General features: G+C 65.1%; 22 protein-coding genes. 9 read left to right on the top strand and 13 right to left on the bottom strand.

Translation table 11 applies throughout. The features are described from left to right. Positions 1 to 5: 5 nt before the first annotated feature. On the bottom strand, positions 6 to 3,026 hold the full coding sequence (locus DCO48_RS06960) for an FAD-binding and (Fe-S)-binding domain-containing protein (protein WP_116549864.1): 3,021 nt from the start codon (positions 3,024 to 3,026) through the stop codon (positions 6 to 8). Positions 3,027 to 3,179: 153 nt separating this feature from the next. On the opposite strand from DCO48_RS06960, the gene DCO48_RS06955 reads away from it, so the two are divergent. After that, entirely contained in the window at positions 3,180 to 4,064 is an 885-nt protein-coding gene (locus tag DCO48_RS06955) for a LysR substrate-binding domain-containing protein (RefSeq protein WP_116549863.1), read from the top strand. 22 nt (positions 4,065 to 4,086) lie between these two features. On the opposite strand, the gene DCO48_RS06950 is transcribed toward DCO48_RS06955, so the two are convergent. The 5 genes from DCO48_RS06950 to DCO48_RS06930 form a co-directional block, all read right to left on the bottom strand. Further along, entirely contained in the window at positions 4,087 to 5,097 is a 1,011-nt protein-coding gene (locus DCO48_RS06950) for an NAD(P)-dependent alcohol dehydrogenase (protein ID WP_116549862.1), read from the bottom strand. A gap of 80 nt (positions 5,098 to 5,177) precedes the next feature. Beyond that, complete coding sequence (locus DCO48_RS06945; RefSeq protein ID WP_116549861.1) at positions 5,178 to 5,771, bottom strand: HAD family hydrolase; 594 nt, start codon at positions 5,769 to 5,771, stop codon at positions 5,178 to 5,180. Then, positions 5,768 to 6,637: an acyl-CoA thioesterase II gene (gene tesB, locus DCO48_RS06940; RefSeq protein ID WP_116549860.1), complete on the bottom strand. Its 870-nt coding sequence runs from the start codon at positions 6,635 to 6,637 to the stop codon at positions 5,768 to 5,770. Before tesB ends, DCO48_RS06945 begins: the two co-directional genes overlap by 4 nt. A 75-nt stretch (positions 6,638 to 6,712) precedes the next feature. Beyond that, positions 6,713 to 7,282, bottom strand: coding sequence for a GNAT family N-acetyltransferase (locus DCO48_RS06935; protein WP_116549859.1), 570 nt, complete (start codon positions 7,280 to 7,282; stop codon positions 6,713 to 6,715). A 67-nt stretch (positions 7,283 to 7,349) separates the two neighbouring features. Further along, the gene (locus DCO48_RS06930) at positions 7,350 to 9,533 is read right to left on the bottom strand and encodes a TonB-dependent siderophore receptor (protein WP_116549858.1); all 2,184 of its coding nucleotides are present in this window, start codon (positions 9,531 to 9,533) and stop codon (positions 7,350 to 7,352) included. A 442-nt stretch (positions 9,534 to 9,975) separates the two neighbouring features. Between DCO48_RS06930 and DCO48_RS06925 the strand changes: the two genes are divergently transcribed. Together DCO48_RS06925 and DCO48_RS06920 are read left to right on the top strand one after the other, a co-directional pair. Next, positions 9,976 to 10,518 carry a histidine phosphatase family protein gene (locus tag DCO48_RS06925; RefSeq protein WP_371919485.1) on the top strand — a complete coding sequence of 181 codons (543 nt, stop codon included), beginning with the start codon at positions 9,976 to 9,978 and terminating at the stop codon, positions 10,516 to 10,518. Continuing rightward, the gene (locus tag DCO48_RS06920) at positions 10,518 to 11,381 is read left to right on the top strand and encodes a phosphatase PAP2 family protein (protein ID WP_116549856.1); all 864 of its coding nucleotides are present in this window, start codon (positions 10,518 to 10,520) and stop codon (positions 11,379 to 11,381) included. Before DCO48_RS06925 ends, DCO48_RS06920 begins: the two co-directional genes overlap by 1 nt. On the opposite strand, the gene DCO48_RS06915 is transcribed toward DCO48_RS06920, so the two are convergent. Further along, entirely contained in the window at positions 11,301 to 11,726 is a 426-nt protein-coding gene (locus DCO48_RS06915) for an EamA family transporter (RefSeq protein WP_116549855.1), read from the bottom strand. The two genes, DCO48_RS06920 and DCO48_RS06915, sit on opposite strands and share 81 nt — an antisense overlap. A 98-nt stretch (positions 11,727 to 11,824) precedes the next feature. On the opposite strand from DCO48_RS06915, the gene DCO48_RS06910 reads away from it, so the two are divergent. Both DCO48_RS06910 and DCO48_RS06905 read left to right on the top strand, forming a co-directional pair. After that, positions 11,825 to 12,739 (top strand): histone deacetylase, encoded by a 915-nt coding sequence (locus DCO48_RS06910; protein WP_116549854.1) that lies wholly within the window; start codon positions 11,825 to 11,827, stop codon positions 12,737 to 12,739. A gap of 150 nt (positions 12,740 to 12,889) precedes the next feature. Continuing rightward, positions 12,890 to 14,125, top strand: coding sequence for a TIGR03862 family flavoprotein (locus tag DCO48_RS06905; RefSeq protein ID WP_116549853.1), 1,236 nt, complete (start codon positions 12,890 to 12,892; stop codon positions 14,123 to 14,125). 48 nt (positions 14,126 to 14,173) lie between these two features. On the opposite strand, the gene DCO48_RS06900 is transcribed toward DCO48_RS06905, so the two are convergent. Together DCO48_RS06900 and yedA are read right to left on the bottom strand one after the other, a co-directional pair. Continuing rightward, a complete protein-coding gene (locus DCO48_RS06900; protein ID WP_116549852.1) occupies positions 14,174 to 15,505 on the bottom strand; it encodes a DEAD/DEAH box helicase in 1,332 nt (443 codons plus the stop codon). Between the two features lie 75 nt (positions 15,506 to 15,580). Then, the gene (gene yedA / locus DCO48_RS06895; protein ID WP_116549851.1) at positions 15,581 to 16,516 is read right to left on the bottom strand and encodes a drug/metabolite exporter YedA; all 936 of its coding nucleotides are present in this window, start codon (positions 16,514 to 16,516) and stop codon (positions 15,581 to 15,583) included. 152 nt (positions 16,517 to 16,668) lie between these two features. On the opposite strand from yedA, the gene DCO48_RS06890 reads away from it, so the two are divergent. Further along, on the top strand, positions 16,669 to 17,127 hold the full coding sequence (locus DCO48_RS06890) for an Lrp/AsnC family transcriptional regulator (protein ID WP_116549850.1): 459 nt from the start codon (positions 16,669 to 16,671) through the stop codon (positions 17,125 to 17,127). Here DCO48_RS06890 and DCO48_RS06885 read toward each other — a convergent pair. The 3 genes from DCO48_RS06885 to DCO48_RS06875 form a co-directional block, all read right to left on the bottom strand. Continuing rightward, on the bottom strand, positions 17,124 to 17,729 hold the full coding sequence (locus DCO48_RS06885) for a PolC-type DNA polymerase III (RefSeq protein ID WP_116549849.1): 606 nt from the start codon (positions 17,727 to 17,729) through the stop codon (positions 17,124 to 17,126). The genes DCO48_RS06890 and DCO48_RS06885 overlap by 4 nt on opposite strands. Positions 17,730 to 17,749: 20 nt before the next feature. Continuing rightward, positions 17,750 to 18,229 carry an NYN domain-containing protein gene (locus tag DCO48_RS06880; protein ID WP_116549848.1) on the bottom strand — a complete coding sequence of 160 codons (480 nt, stop codon included), beginning with the start codon at positions 18,227 to 18,229 and terminating at the stop codon, positions 17,750 to 17,752. Between the two features lie 107 nt (positions 18,230 to 18,336). Continuing rightward, positions 18,337 to 19,095: a DUF2076 domain-containing protein gene (locus DCO48_RS06875; protein WP_116549847.1), complete on the bottom strand. Its 759-nt coding sequence runs from the start codon at positions 19,093 to 19,095 to the stop codon at positions 18,337 to 18,339. A gap of 153 nt (positions 19,096 to 19,248) precedes the next feature. Here DCO48_RS06875 and DCO48_RS06870 point away from each other — a divergent pair, with 153 nt between their 5' ends. Continuing rightward, positions 19,249 to 19,920: a YciC family protein gene (locus DCO48_RS06870; protein ID WP_116549846.1), complete on the top strand. Its 672-nt coding sequence runs from the start codon at positions 19,249 to 19,251 to the stop codon at positions 19,918 to 19,920. 205 nt (positions 19,921 to 20,125) lie between these two features. Continuing rightward, positions 20,126 to 21,229, top strand: a complete 1,104-nt coding sequence (locus DCO48_RS06865; protein WP_116549845.1) for an endonuclease/exonuclease/phosphatase family protein — start codon at positions 20,126 to 20,128, stop codon at positions 21,227 to 21,229. Between the two features lie 6 nt (positions 21,230 to 21,235). Here the strand turns inward: DCO48_RS06865 and hrpB are convergent, their stop codons facing one another. After that, a complete protein-coding gene (gene hrpB, locus DCO48_RS06860; RefSeq protein ID WP_116549844.1) occupies positions 21,236 to 23,758 on the bottom strand; it encodes an ATP-dependent helicase HrpB in 2,523 nt (840 codons plus the stop codon). Between the two features lie 119 nt (positions 23,759 to 23,877). Between hrpB and DCO48_RS06855 the strand changes: the two genes are divergently transcribed. Then, the gene (locus DCO48_RS06855; RefSeq protein ID WP_116549843.1) at positions 23,878 to 24,297 is read left to right on the top strand and encodes a polyribonucleotide nucleotidyltransferase; all 420 of its coding nucleotides are present in this window, start codon (positions 23,878 to 23,880) and stop codon (positions 24,295 to 24,297) included. Positions 24,298 to 24,316: the final 19 nt, after the last annotated feature.

Below are 24,316 nucleotides of genomic sequence, written 5' to 3'. Positions count from 1 at the left end.
CAGCGTCAGCCCTTGGTGTGCTGCAGCACCACCTCCAGCGGATGCCGCAACTGCCGCTCGGTCATGCGTTTGACCTGGCTGCGGCAGGAATAGCCGGTGGCCAGCGCCTCGCCGTCCTTGTCCAGTTTAGTGGCCCAGGATTGCTCGAAGATGGTCCGCGATGTCTCCTGATTGCGTGCCTCGTGACCATAGGTGCCGGACATCCCGCAGCAACCCGTGGCCTCAGTGCTCAGCTTCAGGCCCAGGCGGGCGAACACCTGCTCCCACTGCCGGGTACTCGCCGGCACGTTGGTCTTCTCGGTGCAATGCGCCATCAGGCGGTACACGCCTGTGGCCTGCGGTGCCTGCTCCGGCAGCACCTCCATCAGCCACTCCTGCGGCAACGCGACCTTCGGGCACTCACCGATGCCCGGCACCTTCTGGTACTCCTGGCGATAGACCAGGGTCATCGCCGGATCCAACCCCACCAGCGGCACACCGCAGTCGTCCAGCGCCTTCAGCTGAGCGGCATTGCGGATCGCCGCCTTGCCGAATGCGCCAAGGAAACCCTGCACATGCAGTGGCTTGCCGTTGGCGCTGTACGGCGCCAGGTAAACCCGGTGGCCAAGGCGGTAGGCCAGCTCGATGAACGAGGCCAGCAACGGCGTTTCGAAGTAGCGGGTGAAAGCATCCTGGACCAACACGATGCTGCGCTCGCGCTGTGCCGGGGTCAGCTTGCGCAGCAGCGCCACGCTGGCCGGTTTGACGTTGCAGCGAGTCAGTGTGGCCTGCAGGTTGAAGCGGCTGATCAGCGGGCTGTCAAGCATGCCGACATGCCGCTCGAGCAAGCCACTGACCCATTTCGAGCCCATCACCGCGTTGTACAGCCCTGGCGCGTGCGCCAGGTACGGCATGCTGAACTCCAGCGAACCGATCAGGTAATCGCGCAACGGGCGCTGGTAACGACCGTGGTACAGCTCAAGGAAGCGCGAGCGGAATTCCGGCACGTTGACCTTGATCGGGCACTGCCCCGCGCACGACTTGCAGGCCAGGCAGCCGGCCATGGCCTCGTACACCTCGTGGGAAAAGTCCGCCTCGCCACGCTGGCGCGCTTGATTGTTGCGCAGCCGCGCCGGCAAGCCCTTGAGCCAGGAGGTTTTGCTGCGCGCCACCTGCAACACGTCGATGCTGGCGGCGCCCTGCAAGCGCAGCCACTCGCGAATCAGCGAGGCCCGGCCCTTGGGCGAATGCTGACGCTCGCGGGTAGCCTTCCACGACGGACACATGGCGTCGTTCGGGTCGAAGTTGTAGCAGGCACCGTTGCCGTTGCAGTGTACGGCGCTGCCAAAGCTCTGCCAGACGCGCTCGTCGATCTGCCGGTCGAGGTCGCCGCGCAGGGTCACTTCGTTGACCTTGAGCAGGCCCTCACGGCTGTCCGGCGGCGTGCAGATCTTCCCCGGGTTGAGCTGGTTGTACGGGTCGAACGCGCCCTTGAGCGCCTGCAACGACGGGTACAGCGCGCCGAAGTAGGCCGGTACGTATTCCGAGCGCAGGCCCTTGCCATGCTCGCCCCAGAGCAGGCCACCATAGCGCTGGGTCAGCGCTGCCACGGCATCGGAAATCGGCTTGACCAGTGCCGCCTGAGCCGGGTCTTTCATGTCCAGCGCCGGGCGCACGTGAAGCACGCCGGCATCCACATGACCGAACATGCCGTAGGCCAGGCCATAGCTGTCGAGCAGCGCACGAAACTCGGCGATGTAGTCGGCCAGTCGCTCCGGCGGCACTGCGGTGTCTTCCACAAACGGCTGTGGGCGCACTTCGCCCTCGACGTTACCGAGCAAGCCCACCGAGCGCTTGCGCATGGTGTAGACGCGCGTCACCGCTTCGGCGCCTTCGGCCAGGGTGTGGCCAAGGCGCTCGATGCTGGTGTCGGCTTGCAGGTGCGCGACGAAGGCCTGCACGCGGGCGTTCACTTCGGCCACGGCCTCGCCGCTGAATTCGACCAGGTTGATGCCCAGGGTCGGCTGCTCGGGGTTGGCCGGGAAGTATTCGGCCACGCTGTGCCAGACGATGTCTTGCATCGCCAGCATCAGCACTTTCGAGTCCACGGTTTCGATCGACAGCGGCTTGTGCGCGAGCAGCGCATTGGCGTCGCGCAGGGCATCCATGAAGCTGCTGTAACGCACGTTGACCAGCACCGAGTATTTCGGAATCGGCAACACATTGAGCTTGGCTTCGACCACATAGCCCAGCGAGCCTTCGGCGCCGCAGAGCACGCTGTTGAGGTTGAAACGACCCTGCTCGTCGCGCAAGTGCGCCAGGTCGTAGCCAGTCAGGCAGCGATTGAGCTTGGGGAAGGTCGACTCAATCAGCTCGGCCTGGGTTTCCTGGATCTGCCGCGCCATGCGGTACACCGCGCCCACCCGGCCCTCCTGCGCGCAGGCGGCCTCCAGCGCGGCGGCGTCGAGCGGCAGGCTGTGCAGACGCTCGCCACCGAGCAGCACGCTGTGCAGCTCAAGCACATGGTCACGGGTTTTGCCGTAGGTGCAACTGCCCTGCCCGCTGGCATCGGTGTTGATCATGCCGCCAACCGTGGCGCGGTTGGAGGTGGACAGCTCCGGGGCAAAGAACAGCCCATGCGGCTTGAGCGCGGCATTGAGCTGGTCCTTGACCACACCGGCCTGTACGCGTACCCAGCGCTGCTCGACGTTGATTTCGAGAATCTTGTTCATGTGCCGCGACAAGTCGACGACGATCCCGTCGGTCAGCGACTGCCCGTTGGTGCCGGTGCCGCCACCACGCGGGGTCAGCTTGATCGAGGTAAAGCGCGGCTCGGCCATCAGCGTGGCGATGTGCTCGACATCCTCGACATCCAGCGGAAATACGGCCGCCTGCGGCAGACGTTGATAGATGGAGTTGTCGGTTGCCAGCACCGTACGGGTGGCGTAGTCGGCACTGAACTGGCCACGGAAGCCTCGGCCGCGCAAGGCGTCGAGGAACTCGGAATACTGGGCGGCAGGAACACTGGGTGGCAGTTGGGCAATCATCGACGGAGGGCTTCTTTAATTCTGGGTAATCACGGGAATACTTGCTGCCTGGGCATATTCAGGTCACCCTCGAGGCATTGGCAGTGCCAATGATCCCGGAGCCTGCCGCCATGGGCAAACGGATATTTCTGCCGCTATCGATGACTTTTACGAATGAATTATCGCCACCTTACCCCGTCGATGTCGCTGCTGCTGGCCTTCGAGGCTGCCGCACGGCATGAAAGCTATACCCGCGCGGCCGCCGAACTGTCGCTGACCCAGAGCGCGGTCAGCCGTCAGGTGCAGGCGCTGGAGCAACAACTGGGGCTCACCCTGTTCCGTCGCGAAGGCCGCCAGGTGCAGCTCACCGATGTCGGCCGGCTGTACCAGCGCGAGATGAGCGAGGCGCTCGGGCGTATCCGCAGCGCCACACTGCAGGCCATGGCCTACCAGTCCGGCAGCGGCACCCTGCGTCTGGCGACCCTGCCGACCTTCGGCTCGAAATGGCTGTTGCCGCGCCTGCACGCGTTCTACAAAACCCACCCGGGCATGCTGGTGCATATCAACTCGCGGATCGAAGCGATCGATTTTGAAACCAGCGGCATCGATGCCTCCATCGGCGTGGCGACGGGCGACCTGCCGGGGCTGATCTGTCATCGTCTGCATGCCGAACAGCTGGTGGTGATTGTGTCACCGGAGGTGGCGGCCAGCCGCAGTCAGTGGTCGGCGGCGGACCTGGGCGAGCAGATGCTGCTCAACGTCGCCAACAACCCCAACGCCTGGGGCGAGTGGTTCAGCCATCAGCGCTTGCCGCACAAGGCCATGCGCCTGGGGCCAAGCTTCGAGCTGACCTCGCACCTGATTCAGGCGGTGCGCGCCGGCATTGGCATCGGCCTGGTGCCACGCATCCTCGTCGAGGAGGAGCTGGCCAATGGCGAGCTGAGCAGCCCGGCCCAGCCGTTTGCCAGCCAACGCAGCTATTACCTGATCTACCCGCCGCGCAACGAGGCGCTGCCATCGTTGCGGGCATTTCGGGGCTGGTTGCTGGAGCAGATTTGAATCGGTGGGGCACAATCGCGGTCTAGAAGCTCAGACAAATCTTGCCAACGTGCTGGTTGCTCTCCTGGTACTTGAACGCCTCGACGATCTGCTCCAGCGCGAACGACTTGTCGATCACCGGCCGCAGGCCATTGGCATCGATTGCCCGGATCATCGCCTGTTGCTGTGCGCGGCTGCCGACCAGCACGCCTTGCAGGCGAATCTGCCGCACCAGCGCCTGCACCAGCGGCAACTGCCCGGCGACCCCGGTCAGGATCCCGATCAACGACACATGCCCGCCGATCCGCGCGGCGATCATCGACTGCTCGAGGGTGGCCGGGCCACCGACTTCGATCACATGGTCGACGCCGCGGTTGTCGGTGAGTGCACGGACTTTTTCGCCCCAGGCCGGCGTCGAGCGGTAGTTGATCAGGTGATCGGCGCCCAGCGCCTGCAAACGCTCCAGCTTCTCGTCGCTGGACGAGGTGGCAATCACCGTCGCGCCGGCCAGCTTGGCGAACTGCAAGGCGAAGATCGATACACCGCCAGTGCCCTGCACCAGCACGCTGTCGCCCGGTTTCAACGAGTCGTCGCTCATCAGCGCGCGCCAGGCAGTGAGGCCGGCAGTGGTGAGGGTTGCCGCTTCGGCGTGGCTGTAGCCTTGCGGGGCGCGGGTAAACGAGGTGGCGCGGGCGGTGACCTGCTCGCGGGCATAGCCGTCGATGCCGTCGCCCGGCACGCTGGCGAAGCCTTCGACCAGCGGCGTGCCGTCGAGCCAGTCGGGGAAGAAGGTGCTCACCACCGCGTCGCCCACGGCAAACTCGCTGACCCCGGCGCCCACCGCGATCACCTCACCGGCGCCATCGGCCATCGGGATACGCGGCGCGCTGGGCCCCCACATGCCGCTGACCACGGCGAAATCGTGATAGTTGAGCGAGTTGGCGTGCAACCGCACGGTGATCTCGCCAGCGCCCGGCGCAGCGGCTTCGCTGCTGCCCAGCGAAACCTTGTCGTAGCCGCCGCCGGTGTTTACGTAGATGGCCTTGCTGCTCATGGGAACCTCCTGATTCGAACCGTTCGAGACTGAGCGCTACAGTCTTTGCCCGAGCCAACCTGTGGTCAAGCGCCAGTCGCTCAATGCTCAAGCAAGGCGTGCAACGCCCGGCAGTCCGCCGCATGCCAGTCGGTCAGTTCCGGCCACGGGTTGTCCGGCAGGTTCACCAGCACCGTGCGCGCGCCCGCTGCGCGGCCGCAGTCCAGGTCGAAGCGGTAATCCCCGACCATCACCAGCTCCCCAGGCGTCACCGCCCAGGCCTGCGCCAGCTTCAGCAAACCACCCGGGTCCGGCTTCGGCGGCGCTTCGTCGCGACCGATGATCGTCGGCACCGGGAAATACTCCGCCAGGCCGATCGCCGCCAGCGTGACATGCGCCAGCTCGCGCGCATTGCGCGTCAGGATGCCCAGCGCACAGCCGCGCTCGGCCAGCTCGCGGACCAGCTCCAGCGCACCCGGTGCAGGCTGCGAGGCCATCGCCAGGTCCCGCTCATGCGCCAGCAACCAGGCATGCTTGGCCGCTGCTTCGGCTGCCGGCAACGCCGCCAGGTGGGTCAGGATGTCATCTTGCGGCGGAATCTCCAGCGCCTCGCGGATCGCCGCAAAGTCATGCACCGCCACCGTCAGGGTGCCGTCCATGTCGAACACCCAGTGGCGAATATCCTTCAGGTTCATGACCAGTCCTTGCGATGGCGAATCAAGCCTTCCTGGCACGACGACGCCACCAGCTGGCCCGCCCGGTTGAAGATATTGCCACGCGAGAAGCCACGCGCATTGCCCGCCCACGGGCTGTCCATGGCATACAGCAGCCAGTCGTCGGCGCGCAGGTTGCCGTGGAACCACAGCGCGTGGTCGAGGCTGGCGACCTGCATGTCCTTTTCCCACACCGACTTGCCATGCGGCAGCAGCGAGGTGGTCAGCAAGCCAAAGTCCGAGGCGTAGGCCAGCATGTACTTGTGCAACGCCTGGGAGTCCGGCAGGTTGCCGTCGGCGCGGAACCACACATACTTCAACGGCTCGCCCGGCTTGGGGTTGAACGGGTCTTCGGCGGTCACCGGGCGAATCTCGATGGGCTTGGCGCAGAGCAGCTTGTCGCGGATCGACTCGGGCAAGCGCTCGCCCATGCGCTTGGCCAGCTCCACTTCCGAAGGCAGGTTTTCCGGACCGACCACGGCCGGCATCTGCCCCTGGTGATCGAAACCTTCCTCGTCGTACTGGAACGACGCACTGCAGGTAAAGATGGTCTTGCCCTTCTGGATTGCAGTGACCCGGCGGGTGCTGAAGCTGCCGCCATCACGCACGCGGTCGACCGAGTAGACCACCGGCATGCTGGCATCGCCGGGGCGCAGGAAATAACCGTGCAGCGAGTGCACATGGCGGTCTTCTTCGACGGTCTGGCTGGCCGCCGACAACGACTGGCCGAGCACCTGGCCACCGTACAGCTGGCGGAAACCCAGGTCCTGGCTACGGCCGCGGAACAGGTTTTCCTCGATCGACTCCAGACTCAGCAGGTCGACCAGATCGTCCAACACGTGGCTCATTCGAGATTCTCCAAAGCAAGGCTCAGGGCGCAAATGATACAGGGTTTGTCATCGCCAGCCGTTATGTTCACTGATTCAGCCGCGCAGGGTCGCCTGCCACTGCGCGCGGTTGATCCGGTACAGCAAGTGCCGGCGCAAAGGGTGGCCCGCTTCAAGTTTGGGGTGCTCGAAGGCGCCGGCCGGGTCGGCCTGCATGCCGATCGACTGCATGACTTTTTGCGACGGCAGATTGGCCTCGGAGGTGAACGACACCACCTGGTCCAGGCCCAGTTGGGCGAAGGCGCAGCGCAGGCTGGTCCAGGCCGCCTCGCTGGCAAAACCCAGCCCCCAGTGACGGCGGGCCAGGCGCCAGCCGATTTCCACCGCAGGGGTGAAGTCGGCATCGAAACTCACGTTGAGCAAACCGGTCATGCCGATGAACGCGCCGCTGTCCTTGCGCTCCAGCGCCCACAGGCCGAAACCGTACTCGTTGAAGTGACCGCGAATACGGCCGATCAGCGCGGCGCTTTCCAGGCGGCTCAACGGCGCCGGAAAGTAGCGCATCACTTGCGGGTCGGCGCACATCGCGGCGAACTCGGCGAGGTCGTCGTCCTGCCACTGGCGCAGCAGCAGCCGCGCACTTTCCAGTTCCAGAATCGGGGTCATTGCCTGCTCCGTGTATCCACTGCCGTGCAGTTTATAGCGTAGGCAGGCAATGCCGCGACGTCAGATCCTAGAAGCGGAATTCGGCCGTCAGTTCCGCCGAACGGCCAGGGGCAACAGTGGCGAACAGGCCGACGTGGGAGGCGTCGTAGATGGTCTCGTCGGCCAGGTTGAGCACATTCAGCCGCAGGTCGAGGTTCTTGTTCACCTTGTAGGCGAGCATCGCGTCATAACGCCAGTAATCGTCGAGGCTGACGGTGTTGGCGTCGTTCATGTAGCGCTGGTCCATATAGTTGGCGCCCGCGCCGACCGTCCATTTTGCGTCCAGGTCGTAGGAGGTCCACAGGCTGAAGGTATTCGGCGCGATGAACTTGGAGCGGTTGCCGTCATTGGCACCGTCGCCGCCAGCTTTCAGCACTTTGGCATCCAGGTAGGTGTAGCCGGCACGGACCGCCCAGGCGTCGGTGATGTCGCCGGTGGCTTCCAGTTCCACCCCAGTGACCTGCTGGTCGCCATTGAGCGTCACCAGCCCGGAGATTGGGTCGGTCACCCGCGCGTTGGTTTTCTCGGTGCGGAAGATCGCTGCGGTCAACGCCAGCTTGTCGTTGAACACATCCCACTTGGTGCCCAATTCCAGGCTGCGGGATTTCTCCGGATCGAGGTTGGCCTTGTTGCCGTTCAGGTTGCCCGCACCGGCCCCGTCGGCGCCGCCGGACTGGGTATTTTCCCCGGACGGGTTGGACGAGGTGCCGTAGGACAGGTAGATGCTGCCATTGGGCAGCGGCTTGAAGACGATGCCGACCTGATAGTTCCACAGCTCGGCGTTCGACTCGGCACCGCCGGCCACGCGGTTCTTGATTGCATAGTCGTCGTAGCGCAAGCCCAGGTTCAAGTCCCACTGCTCGTGCAGGCCGAGAGTGTCGAACACGTACAGCGACTTCACCTCGGTCTGGTGCTTGCTGGTGACCGTGTTGCTGCCGGGGGTGAGGGTCCAGCCGTCGTCGTGCGGGTTGGGGTTCTGCAGGTCGCCGGGGCGGCCGTTGTTGCCCAGGTATTTTTCCTTGTCGGTGATGGTTTCGCGACTGACTTCCAGGCCGGCGGCATAGCTGTGCTTGATCGTGCCGGTGTGGAAGGTGCCAAACAAGTCGGTCTGGTTGATCAGCGAGGTGTTCACCACATTGCGCGGGCGGAAACCGCGCGGCACCTGACCGGCCAGCTCCTGGCCGACGTTGGCGAACACCGGCCGGCTCATCACGTAGTTCTGCATGCTGCGCCCGCCGCGCAGGGTGTTGCGCAGGCTGAACACCTCGTTGAAGTCATGCTCGACGATCAAGGTCGCGAGGTCGGCGGAGGTCTTGCGAAAATCGCGGTCGGCCAGGCCGTAGAAATTGTCGCGGTCGACCTTGACCGGCTTGTTGCTCACCAGAGAAATCGGGTGGCCCTGGTCCGGGGTGTCGTCCGATTCCAGGTGGTAGTAGCTGGCGGTGACCCGCGTCGGCCCGCTCAGGCCCCAAGTGATGGTCGGCGCGATACCCCAGCGGCTGACGTCGACATGATCGCGGCCCGGCGTGTCGGCTTCGTGCTTCATCGCATTCAAGCGCAGGGCCAGGTCCTGCTCGGGCAGGTACTGGTTGATGTCGATGGTTTCCCGGCGCAACTGGTCGGTGCCCAGCTTGAGGCTGCCGGAGATGAAATCTTCGGCCTGGGCCTTCTTGCTGACCTGGTTGATGGTGCCGCCGGTAGAACCCCGGCCGCTGTAGGCCGAGCTCGGGCCCTTGAGCACTTCGACCCGCTCGACGTTGAAGGTTTCGTGGGACATCCGCCCCAGGTCGCGCAGGCCATCGATCTGGATATCGGTACTGGCTTCGAAGCCACGAATGAACGGCCGGTCGCCCAGCGGCGTGCCGCCCTCGCCCGCGCCCAGGGTAATCCCCGGGGTGGTGCGCAACACGTCGACCAGCGAAGTTGCGCCGCGCTCCTTGATCAGTGCTTCATTGATGATGGTGATCGACTTCGGCGTGTCACGCAGTGGCGCGGTGAACTTCGGCGAGTCCATCGCATCAACTTTGAAGGTTTCATGATGTTTGCCGGTTACATCGGTCGCTTCCAGTTCTACCGACGTGTGCTGGGCGTTTTTAGTGGCACTGGAAGTGTCCGCCAAACTCGCCGAAGACCAGGACGCCACCGCCAGCCCCAGGGCCGTGCAGAGCTGGCCGGAGTCGCGAAGACGCAATACGTTGCTGGTGTTGTTCATTGTGAGTCGCCATCACCCGATAAAGTGAGGGCGGATACTATTTACGACTCATTCTCAACTGAAGCGTATTTACATTATTTACGCCGAGTTACAAGTTATGTCTACATGGTTAGTTACAGATTCACGCCTAAACAATAAGTAACAAGTTGTAATTAAACTAATAGCACCACTTAAAACGCCGGCTTCGCGCAGCCATGCCGACGCCAATCTATTTTTCACATCGCCTTCACCGCTTCCCGACAGCCATGCGTCTAGAGTGCCGCCATCCACCCGTGGCCGCTGGAGCGCCTGCATGTTGCACCCTGGACTCGCTGAACACCCGTTCCTGCCTGCTCACCCCAAGCGACGATGCCGACGCCGCGTTCAACTGCTGATGGCAAGCCTGTGCGCGATGCTGGTGCTGGCAGCCGTCACCCTGTGGTCAATCCGAGGGACACCGATCGTGAACCTGGTCACCGATAGTCAGATCCGCAGCAGCGGCGTATACGCCGACTGGGACAAGGGCGAAATTATCCTGCTGGTCCGCCATGCCGAACGCTGCGACCGTTCGAACAACCCTTGCCTTGACGAGCCCAGCGGCATCACCAGCGCGGGCAGCGAGGCTGCCGCGCAGGTTGGCGCCGGCATTTCGCGGCTGGGCCTGGAACACACCGACGTGCTCAGCAGCACCAGCACCCGCACCCAGCAAACCGCGCATTTCATGTTCGGCAAACTGGCCCCCGGCGAGGCCTGGGTAGAACAGTGCAACAAGGGCTTCGCTGCCCACGCCCTGGCGCACAAGAAGCCGGACCGCAACCTGGTGCTGGTTACCCACAGCGGCTGCATCGACCAACTTGAGCGCCAGCTCGGCGTGCCCGGCGGCGAGCGCTCCAGCGGCTATGCCGAGGCACTGTTCGTCTCGGTCGGCAGCAATGGCAAACCGCGCATTCTGGGCAAGATGAGCGCGCCGCAATGGCGCAAATTGCTGGCAACGGTGGACCAATAATGACGCCCACCCATTCGCGCAAGACGTTCTACCTGAGCAACCTAGGTATCCCGCTGCTGCTGGCAGCGGCAGTGTTCCTGCTGTTCGACCTGACCGAGCTGGACCGCTGGCTGAGTAACCTGCTGCTCGACCCGGCCAGTGGCCAGTTCCCGCTGCTGCACGACCAACTGTTCGAGAAGCTCACCCATAAATGGCCGCGTATCCTGCCGAACTGGACCGGTGAACTGGCACTGATCGGTGCCCTGGTGTCGTTCGTCTGGCCACGCTTCGCTGCCTACCCGAACAGCCGCCCGACCCGCCTGCTGCAACGTACACCGCTGGCCGCCCCACTGCAGTTCTGCAGCCGCTACCGGCGCGACCTGTTCTATGTGGTGGTGGCCTTCGCCCTGAGCACCACACTGATCCACTACCTGAAAAGCCATACCAGCGTGTACTGCCCGGTGGAAACCACGCTGTATGGCGGCACCCAGCACCAGCGCGAATGGTTCGAGAACTTCACCTGGTTTTCCGAGGCCGGCGCCGGGCGTTGCTGGCCCGGTGGGCATGCCTCCAGCGGCTTCACCCTGCTCGCCCTGTACTTCGTCGCCCGTCGCCAGCGCTGGGCCCATGCACGCAAGCTGCTGATCGGCGTCCTGCTGCTGGGCCTGGTCTACGGCAGCACGCGGGTGCTGCAAGGCTGGCACTACATGTCGCACACCTTCTGGGCCGGAATCGTCGTGTGGCTTGGCTGCCTGCTGCCAGCATTGTTTTTCTACGGGCGCACGGCGCTGGCTGCACCATTGCTAGCGCCACGCCAGCAGCACCACCCCCAGCGTGATCAGGCCAATACCGCCCCACTGCCGCAGATCGAGCCGTTCCCCTAGCAGCGTTACCCCGAGCACGGCGACCAGCACCACGCTCAGCTTGTCCACCGGCGCCACCTGCGAGGCCTGGCCCAGTTGCAGGGCACGGAAGTAGCAGATCCACGAGGCGCCGGTGGCCAGCCCCGAGAGCACCAGGAACAGGTAGCTGCGCGGCGAGATCGAATCCAGCGCCTGGTACTGCCCGGTGGCATAGAGCATCAGCGCCAGACTGACCAGCACCACCACCGTGCGCAACAACGTGGCGAAGTCGGCATTGATCCCGCTGACCCCGACTTTGGCAAAAATGGCCGTGAGTGCGGCGAACAGTGCCGAGAGAAGCGCCCAGAACGTCCAGGAAACCAGCATGCCCCGCCCCTTGTGGATAACTGAAAGCAGTGTAGGTCGGCTGGCGCCACCCTGGGCACAACTGGCAAGATCGGCTTCCGCCCCTCCGCGAAGCCGCCATGCACCTGCCGCTGATCTACCACGACGACTACAGCCCGGCGTTCCCCGCGGAACACCGTTTTCCGATGGACAAGTTCCGCTTGCTGCGCGACCACCTGGTCGCCAGCGGGCTGACCACCGACGCGGCGCTGCTGCGTCCGCCGATCTGCCCGGACGACGTGCTGGCGCTGGCCCATGACCGCGACTACATCGCGCGCTTTCGCAATGGCGAACTGGCCTACGCCGACCAGCGCCGGCTCGGCCTGCCGTGGAGCGAAGCGCTGGCCCGACGCACCGTGCGGGCGGTCGGTGGTTCGTTGCTGGCTGCCGAGCAGGCGCTGCAACATGGTATCGCCTGCCACCTGGCTGGCGGCACCCACCACGCGCATTTCGATCACCCGGCCGGGTTCTGCATCTTCAACGACCTGGCGGTGGTCAGCCGCTACCTGCTCGAAGCCGGCCGGGTCCACCGCGTGCTGATCTTCGACTGCGACGTGCACCAGGGCGACGGTACCGCGCGCATCCTCCACGATACCCCCGAGGCGATCACCGTATCGCTGCACTGCGAACAGAACTTCCCGGCGCGCAAGGCGCAAAGCGACTGGGATATTCCGCTGCCACGCGGCATGGGCGATGGCGCGTACCTGCAGGTGGTCGAGGACGCCCTGAACTACCTGTTGCCGCTGTATCAGCCGGACCTGGTGCTGTACGACGCCGGCGTCGATGTGCACAAGGACGATGCCCTCGGTTACCTGCAACTGACCGACGCCGGCGTCGCTGCCCGCGACGAATGCGTGCTGCGCCAGTGCCTGGCGCGGGACATTCCGGTGGTCGGGCTGATCGGTGGCGGCTACAGCAAGGACCGCCAGGCCCTGGCCCGTCGCCACGGGATCCTCCACCACAGCGCGCAACGGGTGCTGAATTACCCACAATGACTGTGGAACCGCCTGTGGATAACCTCTGTGAAAGCCACTCCGGGCCTTACCCGGCGTGGCCCACAGCGCTCTGTACGTTTTTTGTACAGTGCTTCCGCAGGCCTGCCTCGGGTAGAATGCCGGCTCATTTATCCCCAGCTTGCCGCCACCATGACCGATACCCGTCCGACTGACCGCCATCACGTAGCCATTATTGGAGGGGGCCCGGCTGGCCTGATGGCCGCCGAAGTACTCAGCCAGGCCGGGGTGGCGGTGGATCTGTACGACGCCATGCCGTCGGTGGGGCGCAAGTTCCTGCTGGCCGGGGTGGGCGGGATGAATATCACCCACTCCGAGGCCTACCCGGCATTCATCTCACGTTATGCACCGCGGGCCGACGATGTCGCGACGCTGCTCGACGGGTTCGATGCCGATGCGTTGCGCCAGTGGATTCACGGCCTGGGGATAGAAACCTTCGTCGGCACTTCGGGCCGGGTGTTCCCCCGCGACATGAAAGCCGCACCGCTGCTGCGTGCCTGGCTCAAGCGTCTGCGCGATGCCGGGGTCGTTATCCACACCCGGCACCGCTGGCTGGGCTGGAATACCGACGGCAGCGTGCGAATCGGTTATCCACAGGGCGAGCTGGCGTTGCAGGCCGATGCCGTGGTGTTGGCACTGGGCGGCGGCAGCTGGGCCCGGCTCGGTTCCGACGCTGCCTGGCTGCCGTGGCTGACCGCGCAGGGGGTGGATATCGCGCCGTTGCAGCCGGCCAATTGTGGTTTCGACGTGGCAGGCTGGAGCGACCTGCTCAAGCGCAAGTTCGCTGGCGCGCCGTTGAAGAACATTGCCTTGAGCCTGCCGGGGCTGGCGCCCCGGCTGGGTGAGTGTGTCCTGACCACGGGCGGTGTCGAAGGCAGCCTGGTGTATGCCTGGTCGGCGCAGGTTCGTGAAGCGATCAACCGTGAGGGGCGGGCGACGTTGTTGCTGGACCTGCTGCCGAACAAGCCTGTGGACAAGATTGCCGCGCTGCTGGCTAAACCGCGTGGATCGCGCTCGATGGCCAAGCATCTGCACGGGCAGTTGGGCCTGGATGGGGTGAAGGCGGCGCTGTTGCGCGAGCTGACCAGCCCGGCGCTATTCGCCGATCCGCGGCAGTTGGCGGCGGCGATCAAGGCGTTGCCGATCGAGCTGGTCCGCGCACGGCCGCTGGATGAAGCAATCAGCAGTGCCGGCGGGGTTCGCTTCGAGGCGCTGGATGAACGCCTGATGCTGACGCACGTGCCGGGGGTATTCTGTGCCGGGGAGATGCTCGACTGGGAAGCGCCAACGGGCGGCTACCTGCTGACGGCGTGCTTCGCCAGCGGGCGCAAGGCCGGGCTTGGGGTGTTGGCTTGGCTTAAGGGCTGAACCCAGGCGAGTTAGCCCCGCGAGGGGCCGCAAAGCGGCCCCGAAGCCTCAAGGCTTGCGCTTACGCGGCCCGGTATTGAACGTCGGCACCTTGCGCACCGGCTTCGCCGCAGGTGCCGCCGCCGGGGCATCGCCACTGTCCATCCAGCGCCCCAGCTTACCCTTGGCACTGCTCTCTTTCGGTTTTTTCGGTTTCTTCGGCTTCTTCAACACCTGCCCACTGGCATCCGTTACCGGCACCCGATGGTCGGGGATAAAGTCCGGCTCTTCATGCCGTGGCAAGGTCTTGCGGGTCAAGGTCTCGATCGCCGACAGCAACTGCACCTCATCGGCACACACCAGCGAAATCGCCTCACCCGTCGCCCCCGCCCGCCCAGTACGGCCGATGCGGTGGATATAATCCTCCGCCACAATCGGCAGGTCGAAGTTCACCACCAACGGCAAGTCGTCGATATCCAGCCCGCGCGCCGCCACATCGGTGGCCACCAGGATCTGGATTTCCCGCGCCTTGAAACTGTCCAGCGCCCGCTGCCGAGTCGCCTGTGGCTTGTCACCGTGAATGCCGTCGGCATTCACCCCCTGCCCACGCAAGCGCTCGACCAACTGATCGACACCATTACGGGTCTTGGCAAACACCAGCACCTGCTTCCAGCGCTGCTTGCGCAACAGATGACTGAACAGCTCCGGCTTGCGTTTCTTGTCCACCGGCACGATCCACTGCTTGACCGTGCTCGCGGTCACGTTGCGCGGGCTCACTTCGACGCTCAGCGGGTCGTTGAGCATCTGCCCGGCCATCAGGCGGATCTCGTCGGAGAAGGTGGCCGAGAACAACAGCGTCTGGCGCCGTACCGGCAACGCCGCATAGATCGAACGCAACTCTTCGGCAAAGCCCAGGTCGAGCATGCGGTCGGCTTCGTCGAGCACCAGCGCCTGCAACTGCGAGAACTTCACCGCGTTCTGCCGGAACAGATCGAGCAAACGCCCCGGCGTCGCCACCAGCAAATCGATGCCCTTGCGCAGATTCATCATCTGCGGGTTGATGCTCACCCCGCCATACACCGCGTACGTGCGCAGCGGCAGGTGCTCGGCGTATTCGCGAATGTTCTCGTGCACCTGCTCGGCCAGCTCGCGGGTCGGCACCAGCACCAGTGCACGCACCGAGTTGCTGGCGACCTTCTCGCCTTCCATGCTCAAACGCTGAAGTAGCGGCAAGGCAAAACCGGCCGTCTTGCCGGTGCCGGTCTGCGCGGCAGCCATCAGGTCGCGGCCGGCCAGCACGGCCGGAATGGCCTCGGCCTGCACCGGCGTCGGGGTGTTGTAGTTGAGGTGTTCGAGCGCCCGCAGCAGGGGTTCAATCAGGCCAAGTTTGGCGAATGTCATGGCAATACCATCAGGGGAATTCAGCAATGGCGAGAGTTTACCTGTTTCGGCCACGCTTCACCGCGCCTGAACGCCCTACTTGGACATTTCCCCCTGCACACGCGGCGCAGCCGGGGCCACCACCGGCAACGGCGGCTTGCGCCACTGCGGAATACCGATGAGCACGACCGCACCGATGATCACCGCCATCGCCAGGCACTCTTCGGCGCCGATCTGCTCGCCGGCAAAGACAATCCCGAGCATCACCGCCACCGCCGGGTTGACGTAGGCATAGCTGGTGGCGGCGGCCGGCCGCACATGCTTGAGCAGGTAGATATAGGCACTGAACGCAAGGATCGAGCCGAAGAACACCAGATAGGCCAGCGCGCCCCAGCCCGCCGCCGTCGGCATCTGGGTCATGCGCTCGCCGCTCAGCGCGCTGCCCAGCAGCAACACCGCACCGCCCACCAGCATTTGCGCAGCGCTGGCCATCGGCCCCTGTGGCAGCGGCAGGCTTTTGCTCCACACCGAACCGAAGGCCCAGGAGGCCGCCGCGAACAGGATCAACGCCGCCCCCAGCGGGCTGGCCTGCAAGTTCGAACCAAGGTTGAGTAAACCGATACCGGCCAGGCCCATGACGATCCCGGCCCACTCCAGGCGGGTAGTGCGCTGGCCGAAGAACAGTCCGAAGAGCAGGGTAAACAACGGCACCGTGGCCACCGCCAGGGCGGCCACGCCCGAGGCGACCCCGGCGTGCTCGGCCACCGTTACCCCGCCGTTTCCGCAACTGAGCAGCAGAATGCCGATGATGCCGGCAGCACGCCATTGCGGCCAGCTCGGCGCCGGCACCCCGCGCCAGCGCAGGAAGCCATAGAGCAAACTACCGGCAATCAGGAAGCGCACCCCGGCCATCAACAGCGGCGGCCACGACTCGACGCCGATGCGGATTACCAGGTAGGTCGAGCCCCACACCAGGTACAGGGCGAGGAACGCGCCGATCAGCAACAAGGGAAAGCGACGGGAGGCAGGCATGGGGGGCTCGAATTCGTGTCTTTGGAGCATTAGTTTAGAAAGGCGTCAGCGCAAACATAAGCGGCAAAACCTTTTTATCCGCAGCCCCGGCTTTCGAAAAAAAGGATATTTTGCGCATATGCCACTTTTTCGAAACCACTGAACAGGTCTCCATGGACAAGTACGATCGCATACTCCTCGCTGCCCTGCTGGACAACGGCCGCGCCTCCTTCGCCCAGCTGGCGCGCAAGGTCAACCTGTCTGCGCCGGCGGTTGCCGAGCGAGTCGCGAAGCTTGAGGCCAGCGGGGTGATCACCGGCTACCAGGCCAAGGTCGACATGAGCAAGATCGGCCTGCCAATCCAGTGCGTGATTGAACTGCGCCTGACCAGCCACGGCAATCAGCAGGCCTACGAAGAACTCACGCAGATTCCGCAACTCACCGAATGCCACCGGGTTACCGGCGACCCCTGTGTGATCATGCAGGCCGCCGTTGGCTCGATGCCGGAGCTGGAAGACCTGATCAACCGCGTCGCCCAATTCGGCTTCAGCAAGACCTCGATCATTCTCTCCAGCGCGGTCGAGCGGCGGGTGCCGCTCGATCACCTGAACGGCAACGGCAAGAAGCCCTAGCGGTAGCGCAGGAGGGTTTCGGCGAGCTTCGCCGCCGGGACCTTCTGCAAGCTGCAGAACAGCTGGTGCGACACCTCGCTCAGGCCGTGCTGCTGGCGCAGCTGGCCGGCCAGGTGCTGGGCCAGGTTGGCGGCCATCTCGGCATCGGCCATGGCCCGGTGCGCGGTGCCGGTGTCCGGCAGGCCGGCCCAGCGGGTCAGGGTGCCAAGCTTGTGGTTCGGCGCGCCGGGCAGCAGGCGTCGCGCCAGCAGCATCGAACAGGCGAACGACTGGCTGCGGCTACGGCCGATCTGCGCCAGCTCGTAATCCCAGAACTTCTGGTCGAACGAGGCATTGTGCGCCAGCAGCGGCGTGCTGCCGACAAACTCGGCCACCTCGTTCATCACCCGCTCGATCGGCGGTGCGCTACGCAGCATCGCCGTGGTGATGCCAGTGAGCCCGGCGACGAAGGCCGGTACCGGCAGGCCCGCGTTCATCAGGCTCTGGTAGCGTTCGACGATGCGCCCGCGTTCGAGCATCACCACCGCCACTTCCGTGGCCCGGCACTGGCGGCCAGGGGAAATGCCGGTGGTTTCAAAGTCGATGACTGCAATACGTTCCACAAAAAACCTCGGGGATACACTCAGTGCTTGAGCAGCAACGCGCCTTCGATGGGCACGTAGCGGCTGGCCGCGCGAATCAGGGAATTGGCCGTCAGGCCGGGGACGCCGTACGCCACGGCGGGGATACCGTGGCGGCTGATGACGCGCTCGAGCAACAGGTCGAAATCACCATCGCCGGAGGCCAGCACCACCTCGTCGACCCGCGGCGCGGCGTCGATCACATCCAGGGTGATGCCGACGTCCCAGTCGCCTTTGGCCGAGCCGTCGCTGCGCTGGATATAGGGTTTGAGTTTGACCGTGAAGCCCAGGTTACGCAGGATCTGCTGAAACTGCTGTTGCTTGCTGTCGCCACGGTCGATGGCATAGGCAACCGCTTCGACGATCTGCCCGTGCTGGCTGATATCGGCCCAGAACGCCGCGTAGTTGAAATGGCAGCCATACGCCTGGCGCACGGTGTAGTAGAGGTTCTGCACATCGGCGAACACCGCAATCTTCTTCACCGCACTTCCTCATGACACCCAGGGCCGGCCACGCTGTCCGCGCCGGTTCGGCGAACAGTATGCCAGCCCGAGGCCCGCGCGGGTATGCACGCGGGCGGATCGCGGGGTCAGACGTAGGAATCGTCGTCGGAGAAGAAGCCGCCGTCGTCGCTATAGTCGGTGTTGGCGAAACCGCCCTGGTCGTTGCCGTAGCCGCCGGTGTCGGCGCTCAGGCGCTGCTCGTCGTTGCTGCCCCAGCCGCCGGTGTCGCTGGCGGGCGCTGGCTCTTCCTTGATCACCTCGACCACCTCTTGCGGCTGCGCGTGGTGGTTGAACAGGCTGCTGATGCCTTGCGCCAGCATCACCCCACCGGCTACGCCGGCGGCGGTTTGCAGGGCGCCACCGAGGAAGCTGCTGCCAGCGCCACGGGCCGGCGCGGCAGCCGGTGCGGCATTGAAGCCTTGCTGCGGCGCGGCGGCCGGGTTGCCGAAGCCATTGCCGGCCGGCTCACGCCAACCGCCGACGCTGCTTGCGGCGGGCGCCGAGGCCGGGCGGGCGAAGCCCTGGCTTTGTGGCTCTGGCGGGCGGGTGCCGCTGCCGAAGATGCTCGACAGAAAGCCGCCACTGCTCTGTGGCGCGCTGGCGGCGGCCTGCGCCTTGGCCCGCTCCAGTTCGGCCTGCAACTGTTTGTTCTGTTCATTCAATTGCTTGATCGCGGCTTCCTGCACCAGGATCGCCTGCGCCATGTAGTACGGTGCCGCGCCTTGCTGGCGCAGGTGTTCGACGATCACCTGCTCAGCTTGGGCATCGCGTGGCGCGCCTTCGGTTTCGGCGTGTTTGAGACGGGCAAACAGCCCATCGATCAAGGATTGTTCTTCGTGGTTCATGGGCGACCTCGTGGGATTGCCGAAAAGAATTCGGGTGTACTGAAGATGGGGAACCCGCATCGACGATTCAATGCTTGTTCCGCATGAAACTTTGTTCAGGTTGGGGTGCTGGGCTAAAGTGACGGCCTGCTTTTTCCACTGCGATATCGACCGATGAATCCGCTTAGCGTTCTGCGAGACTCCCTGTACTTCTTCCGCCGCCACCTGCTCAGCATCGCCAAGCTGTGCCTGCCGCTGGTGTTCCTCGAAGCGTTGTCTTCGCAGCTGCTGTATGCACAGCTGGGCGAGGATGCCTCGCCGGCCTTCGGCATGCTGGTCAGCCTGCTGTTCTACCCGCTGTATACCGGCGCGCTGATTCTCTACCTCGACGCCCGCAGCGATGGCCACGAACCGCTCAAGCGCAACCTGCTGGCGGTGGCCATGCGCATGTGGCCGAGCTTTGCCCTGCTGGTGATGCTCAGTTCGTTGTTGATCATGGCCGGTGTGGCGTTGTTCATCCTTCCGGGCATCTGGGTGATGATCAACCTGGTGTTTGCCGAGTACCTGCTGTTCCTGCGCGGGCTGACGCCGATCGCGGCGATGCGTGAGAGCTTCCAGATGACTACCGGCAATTTCTGGCGGATTCTGGTGTGCATGCTGGGCGTGCTGGTGCCGCTGTGGCTGATCGATGGCGTGAGTTTGATGCTGCTGCCGGAACCGCGTAACCCGTTGCTGGAAGTGCTGGTGAACAGCGCTAACGGGCTCCTTCAGTTGTTCAGCAGCGTGGTGATGTTCCGCCTGTACATGCTGATCAGCGAGCCAGCGGTGGAGCGTTCCGGGTCCTGATCGGTGGGTTCCTCCGTCTCCGGTCTGCTAACCCGCGTCATGCTTCAGATCATCTCGACAGCGCGCTTGTGACTGCACTGCAAGCGATTGAATGCCTGCTGGATGCTGGGTAAATCCTGTACCCACGGACGTTCAGGTGAACCACCTAGGAGCAGACCAACGGTCTCGGTTATGCTCAGGCGTCACACGCGAACAAGCCGAGCCCATGACCCGATTCCTGCGCAACGCCCTGCTGACCCTGCTGTTGATCGTCGCCCTGCTCTGGCTGCTGGCCTGGCAGTCGAGCTGGCAAGCCGAACCGCGCGAGGTGCTGCCGGTGGCCTGCACCGGCCCGGCCAAACCGCTGGTGCCCGGCCAGGCGCTGAAGGTGATGACCTGGAACGTGCAGTACCTGGCCGGCAAACGCTACGTGTTCTGGTACGACGAAGGCGCCGGCAGCGACACCCGCCCCACCTCGCAAGACCTGGCCTTCAACCTCGACGAAGTGGCACGGGTAATCCGCGCCGAAGCGCCAGACCTGGTCCTGCTGCAAGAACTGGACAATAACGCCAAGGCCAGCGACTACCAGGACCAGCTCGCCCTGCTGCGCGAACGCCTCGCCGACCTCTACCCCTGCGCCGTCCAGACCTACGAATGGAAAGCCGATTTCGTTCCCGACAGGCACATCGCCGGCAGCGTCGGCCGGACCCTGGCCACCCTCAGCCGCTACCCGATCGAACAGGCCCGACGCATCTCGTTGCCAAGCAATAGCAGCCATGTCCTCAGCCGCCTGCTGCACCCGCAACACGCCATACTGGCCAGTTACCTGCCGCTCACCGACGGTAGCAAGCTGGCCGTGCTCAACACCCGCCTGGCGCGCTATGAACAGGGCAGCGACCTGCAACGCCAGCAGCTCGAACGGGTCGTCCGCCTGCTCGACAAGCTCGAAGGCCAGGGTACGTCGTGGCTGATCGGCGGCGACTTCAACCTGCTGCCGCTCGGCCAGTACCGCCGCCTCAGCCCGGAGCAGCGCCAGCACTACGCGCCGGACAGCGACCTGCACCTGCTCTGGGACAAATACCCAATGATCCCAAGCAACGCAGAAGCCAGCGGTGCCGAGCGCGCCGACTGGCTGACCCACTTCCCCAACGACACGCGCCTGCAAGGCCCGGATCGCACCCTCGACTACCTGTTCCACAGCCCGAAACTGAAGCGGGTCAAGGCTCAAGTGCTGCAACAGGACACCCTGGAAATCTCCGATCACCTGCCGGTGATGGCGCGCCTGCTGCTGCCGGAACCGCCGGAGCCCACGCTGGAGCCGGCGCAGTAAACAACGCTACTTGCGCGGTTTGGCCCGCGCGGTGGCCTCGGCCACCAGCGGATCATCCGGCCAGTAGTGCTTGGGGTAGCGCCCCTTCAAGTCCTTCTTCACCTCGCTGTAGGTGCTGCGCCAGAAGTTCGCCAGGTCCTGCGTCACCTGCACCGGTCGGCGCGCCGGTGACAACAGGTGCAGCAATACCTGCTGGCGACCCTGGGCAATGCGTGGGGTTTCGGCCAGGCCGAACAGCTCCTGCAGACGCACCGCCAGCACCGGCGGGTGCTCGCTGTAATCCAGGCGAATGTTCGAACCCGACGGCACGCTCAGGTGAGTCGGCGCACACTCGTCCAGACGCTGCGGCAGCGGCCACGGCAGCTGGTTACGCAGCATCGACGACAGGTCGAGCTGAGCGAAATGGCTTAGCCGAGTCACCTTGCCCAGGTACGGCTGCAACCATTCGGCCAAGTTCGCCAGCAGCGCGGCGTCGCTCAGGTCCGGCCATTCGCTCTGGCCACCCGCGCTCAGGTCCAGCGCCCTTAGCAAGGCAACCCGCGCCTGCCACTGGCGCAGTTCCGGGGTCCAGCTGAGCAGTTCCAGGCCTTTGCGCCGGACCAGCTCCAGCAAGGCCTTGGCCCGCGCGTCGTCGTCCAGGCCGGTCAGCGACTCGCGACTCAACACCAGCTCGCCCACCTTGCGCTGACGCTCAGCGCGCAGCACGTTCTCGCGCTCGTCCCACTCCAACTGATCGACGTTGCGTACCTGCTCGGCCAGTACGCCGTCGAACAACGTCGGGTCGAACTCGGCCGCCAGGTAGATGCGCTCTTCGCGCTGGCCCTGACGGCTGCCAAGGTCGGCCACTACCAGCCATGGATGTTTCATCAAGGCATCGGCCTCACCGAACAGCGCCGCACGGCCATTGGCCAGGCGGTACTCAGCGCCGCCGGCACGCCGCTGCTGGGCGACGCGGTCGGGATAGGCCAGCGCCAGCAAGGCGCCGAGCCAGCGCGGATGCTCCGGGTCGCTAAGCGCATTGGCGGGTTGGCCACGCAGGTAGCCGCGGTACTGCCGCGACAACTGCCGGGCCCGCTGCACGCCGCCCTGGCTGCCACGCACGCCACGGCTTTCGCCGCTGAGCAGGCTCAGCCGGGTATGCAGGTCGGCACCGCCGCCGCGCAGGATGTCGCGCTCGCCGAGCAAGGCAGCAACATCGCAAGCCATCGCGCTCAGGCCCAGATCCTGGCCGCGCAGCAGCAGGTGGGCGATGCGCGGGTGCGCCGGCAGTTCGGCCATCGCCTGACCGTGGCGGGTCAGGCTCAGCAACTGCTCGGGCGGCAGCGCGCCGAGACGCACCAGCAAGTCCTGGGCCTGGGCATAAGCGGCAGCCGGCGGCAGGTCGAGCCAGCGCAGTTGCGCCGGGGCCACGCCCCAGCGGCTCAGTTGCAGGGCCAGGCCGGCGAGGTCGGCCTGGAGGATTTCCGCACTGCCATAAGCGGCCAGCTGATCGTGCTGGGCCTCCGACCAGAGCCGGTAACACACCCCCGGCTCCAGTCGCCCGGCGCGGCCGGCACGCTGGGTGGCACTGGCGCGGGAGATCCGCTGGGTGTCGAGGCGGGTCATGCCGCTGCCCGGATCGAAGCGCGGCACTCGCGCCAGCCCGGCGTCGATCACCACGCGCACGCCATTGATGGTCAGGCTGGTCTCGGCAATGTTGGTGGCCAACACCACCTTGCGCAGGCCGGCCGGCGGCGTGTCGATGGCGGCGCGCTGAGCGGCGAGGTCGAGCTCGCCGTGCAGCGGACACAGGAGGAGGTCGGTGCGCTGGCCGAGGGCGTCCTGCAAGGCACCATGCACCCGGCGAATCTCCGCCTGCCCCGGCAGGAACACCAGCAGGCTGCCGCTTTCGTCGGCCAGAGCCTGCAACACGCTGTCGACCACCCGTGGCTCGATGAACTCGCCTGGCTGGAACGGTCGCCCCCAGCGTATCTGCACCGGGAACATACGCCCTTCGCTGCTGACCACGGGTGCATCGTCGAGCAGTGCCGACAGGCGCGCGCCTTCCAGCGTGGCCGACATCAACAGGATCTTCAGCGGCACATCGCGCAGCAGCTCGCGACCATTGAGGCTCAGCGCCAGGGCCAGGTCGGCGTCCAGGCTGCGCTCGTGGAACTCGTCGAAGATCAGCAGGCCCACGCCTTCCAACGCCGGGTCGTCCTGCAGGCGGCGGGTGAGAATCCCTTCGGTGACCACTTCGATGCGGGTACGCGGGCCGACCTTGCTGTCCAGGCGGATACGGTAACCGACTGTCTCGCCTACGGCCTCGCCCAACTCGCTGGCCAGCCGCTCGGCGGCGGCACGGGCCGCCAGCCGGCGCGGTTCGAGCATCAGGATGCGTTGCCCGGCCAGCCACGGCTCATCAAGCAAGGCCAACGGTACGCGAGTGGTCTTGCCGGCGCCGGGCGGCGCTTCGAGTACGGCCTCGTGCCGGCGCGACAGCGCTTCACGCAAGGCAGGCAGTGCGGCGTCGATCGGTAATGAAATCATGGTAGCCCTCAAACAATCGGCCGAGTATAACGGCGAACCTGGCCTGGCTTATCATGGTCTTACCTTCAGACACCGGCCATTTGCCGGTATTGATTGCGACCTTCTTTGCGGAGATTCACATGCGTATTCCCTTGCGTGTCACCGGTGGTGTACTGACCGTGGCCCTGCTGACCCAGCTGACGGCCTGCGGCACCCTGTTCTACCCGGACCGTCGCGGGCAGATCGAAGGCCGGGTCGACCCGGTGATCGTTGCCCTGGATGCCATCGGCATCCTGTTCTTTGTCATCCCCGGCCTGATCGCCATCGGCATCGACTTCGCCACCGGCGCCATCTACCTGCCGGGCGGCACCAGGGCGCAGGTGGCCCCGGAGAAACTCCAGGAAGCCATCGGCGCCGATGGCAACGTTGACAACGCCCGCCTGCAAGCCATTCTGCACCGCGAGCTGGGCCAACGCCTGCCGCTGAACGACCCACGCTTGATCCAGCACACGGGCAGCGTCGAACAACTGGCGATGTATGGCCTCAAACCTGCCGCCTGATCCCCCCACGCAAGGACGT

Source organism: Pseudomonas sp. SDI (assembly GCF_003105155.1).
Classification (GTDB): Bacteria; Pseudomonadota; Gammaproteobacteria; order Pseudomonadales; family Pseudomonadaceae; genus Aquipseudomonas.
This window is presented reverse-complemented; position numbering and strand designations above follow the sequence as displayed.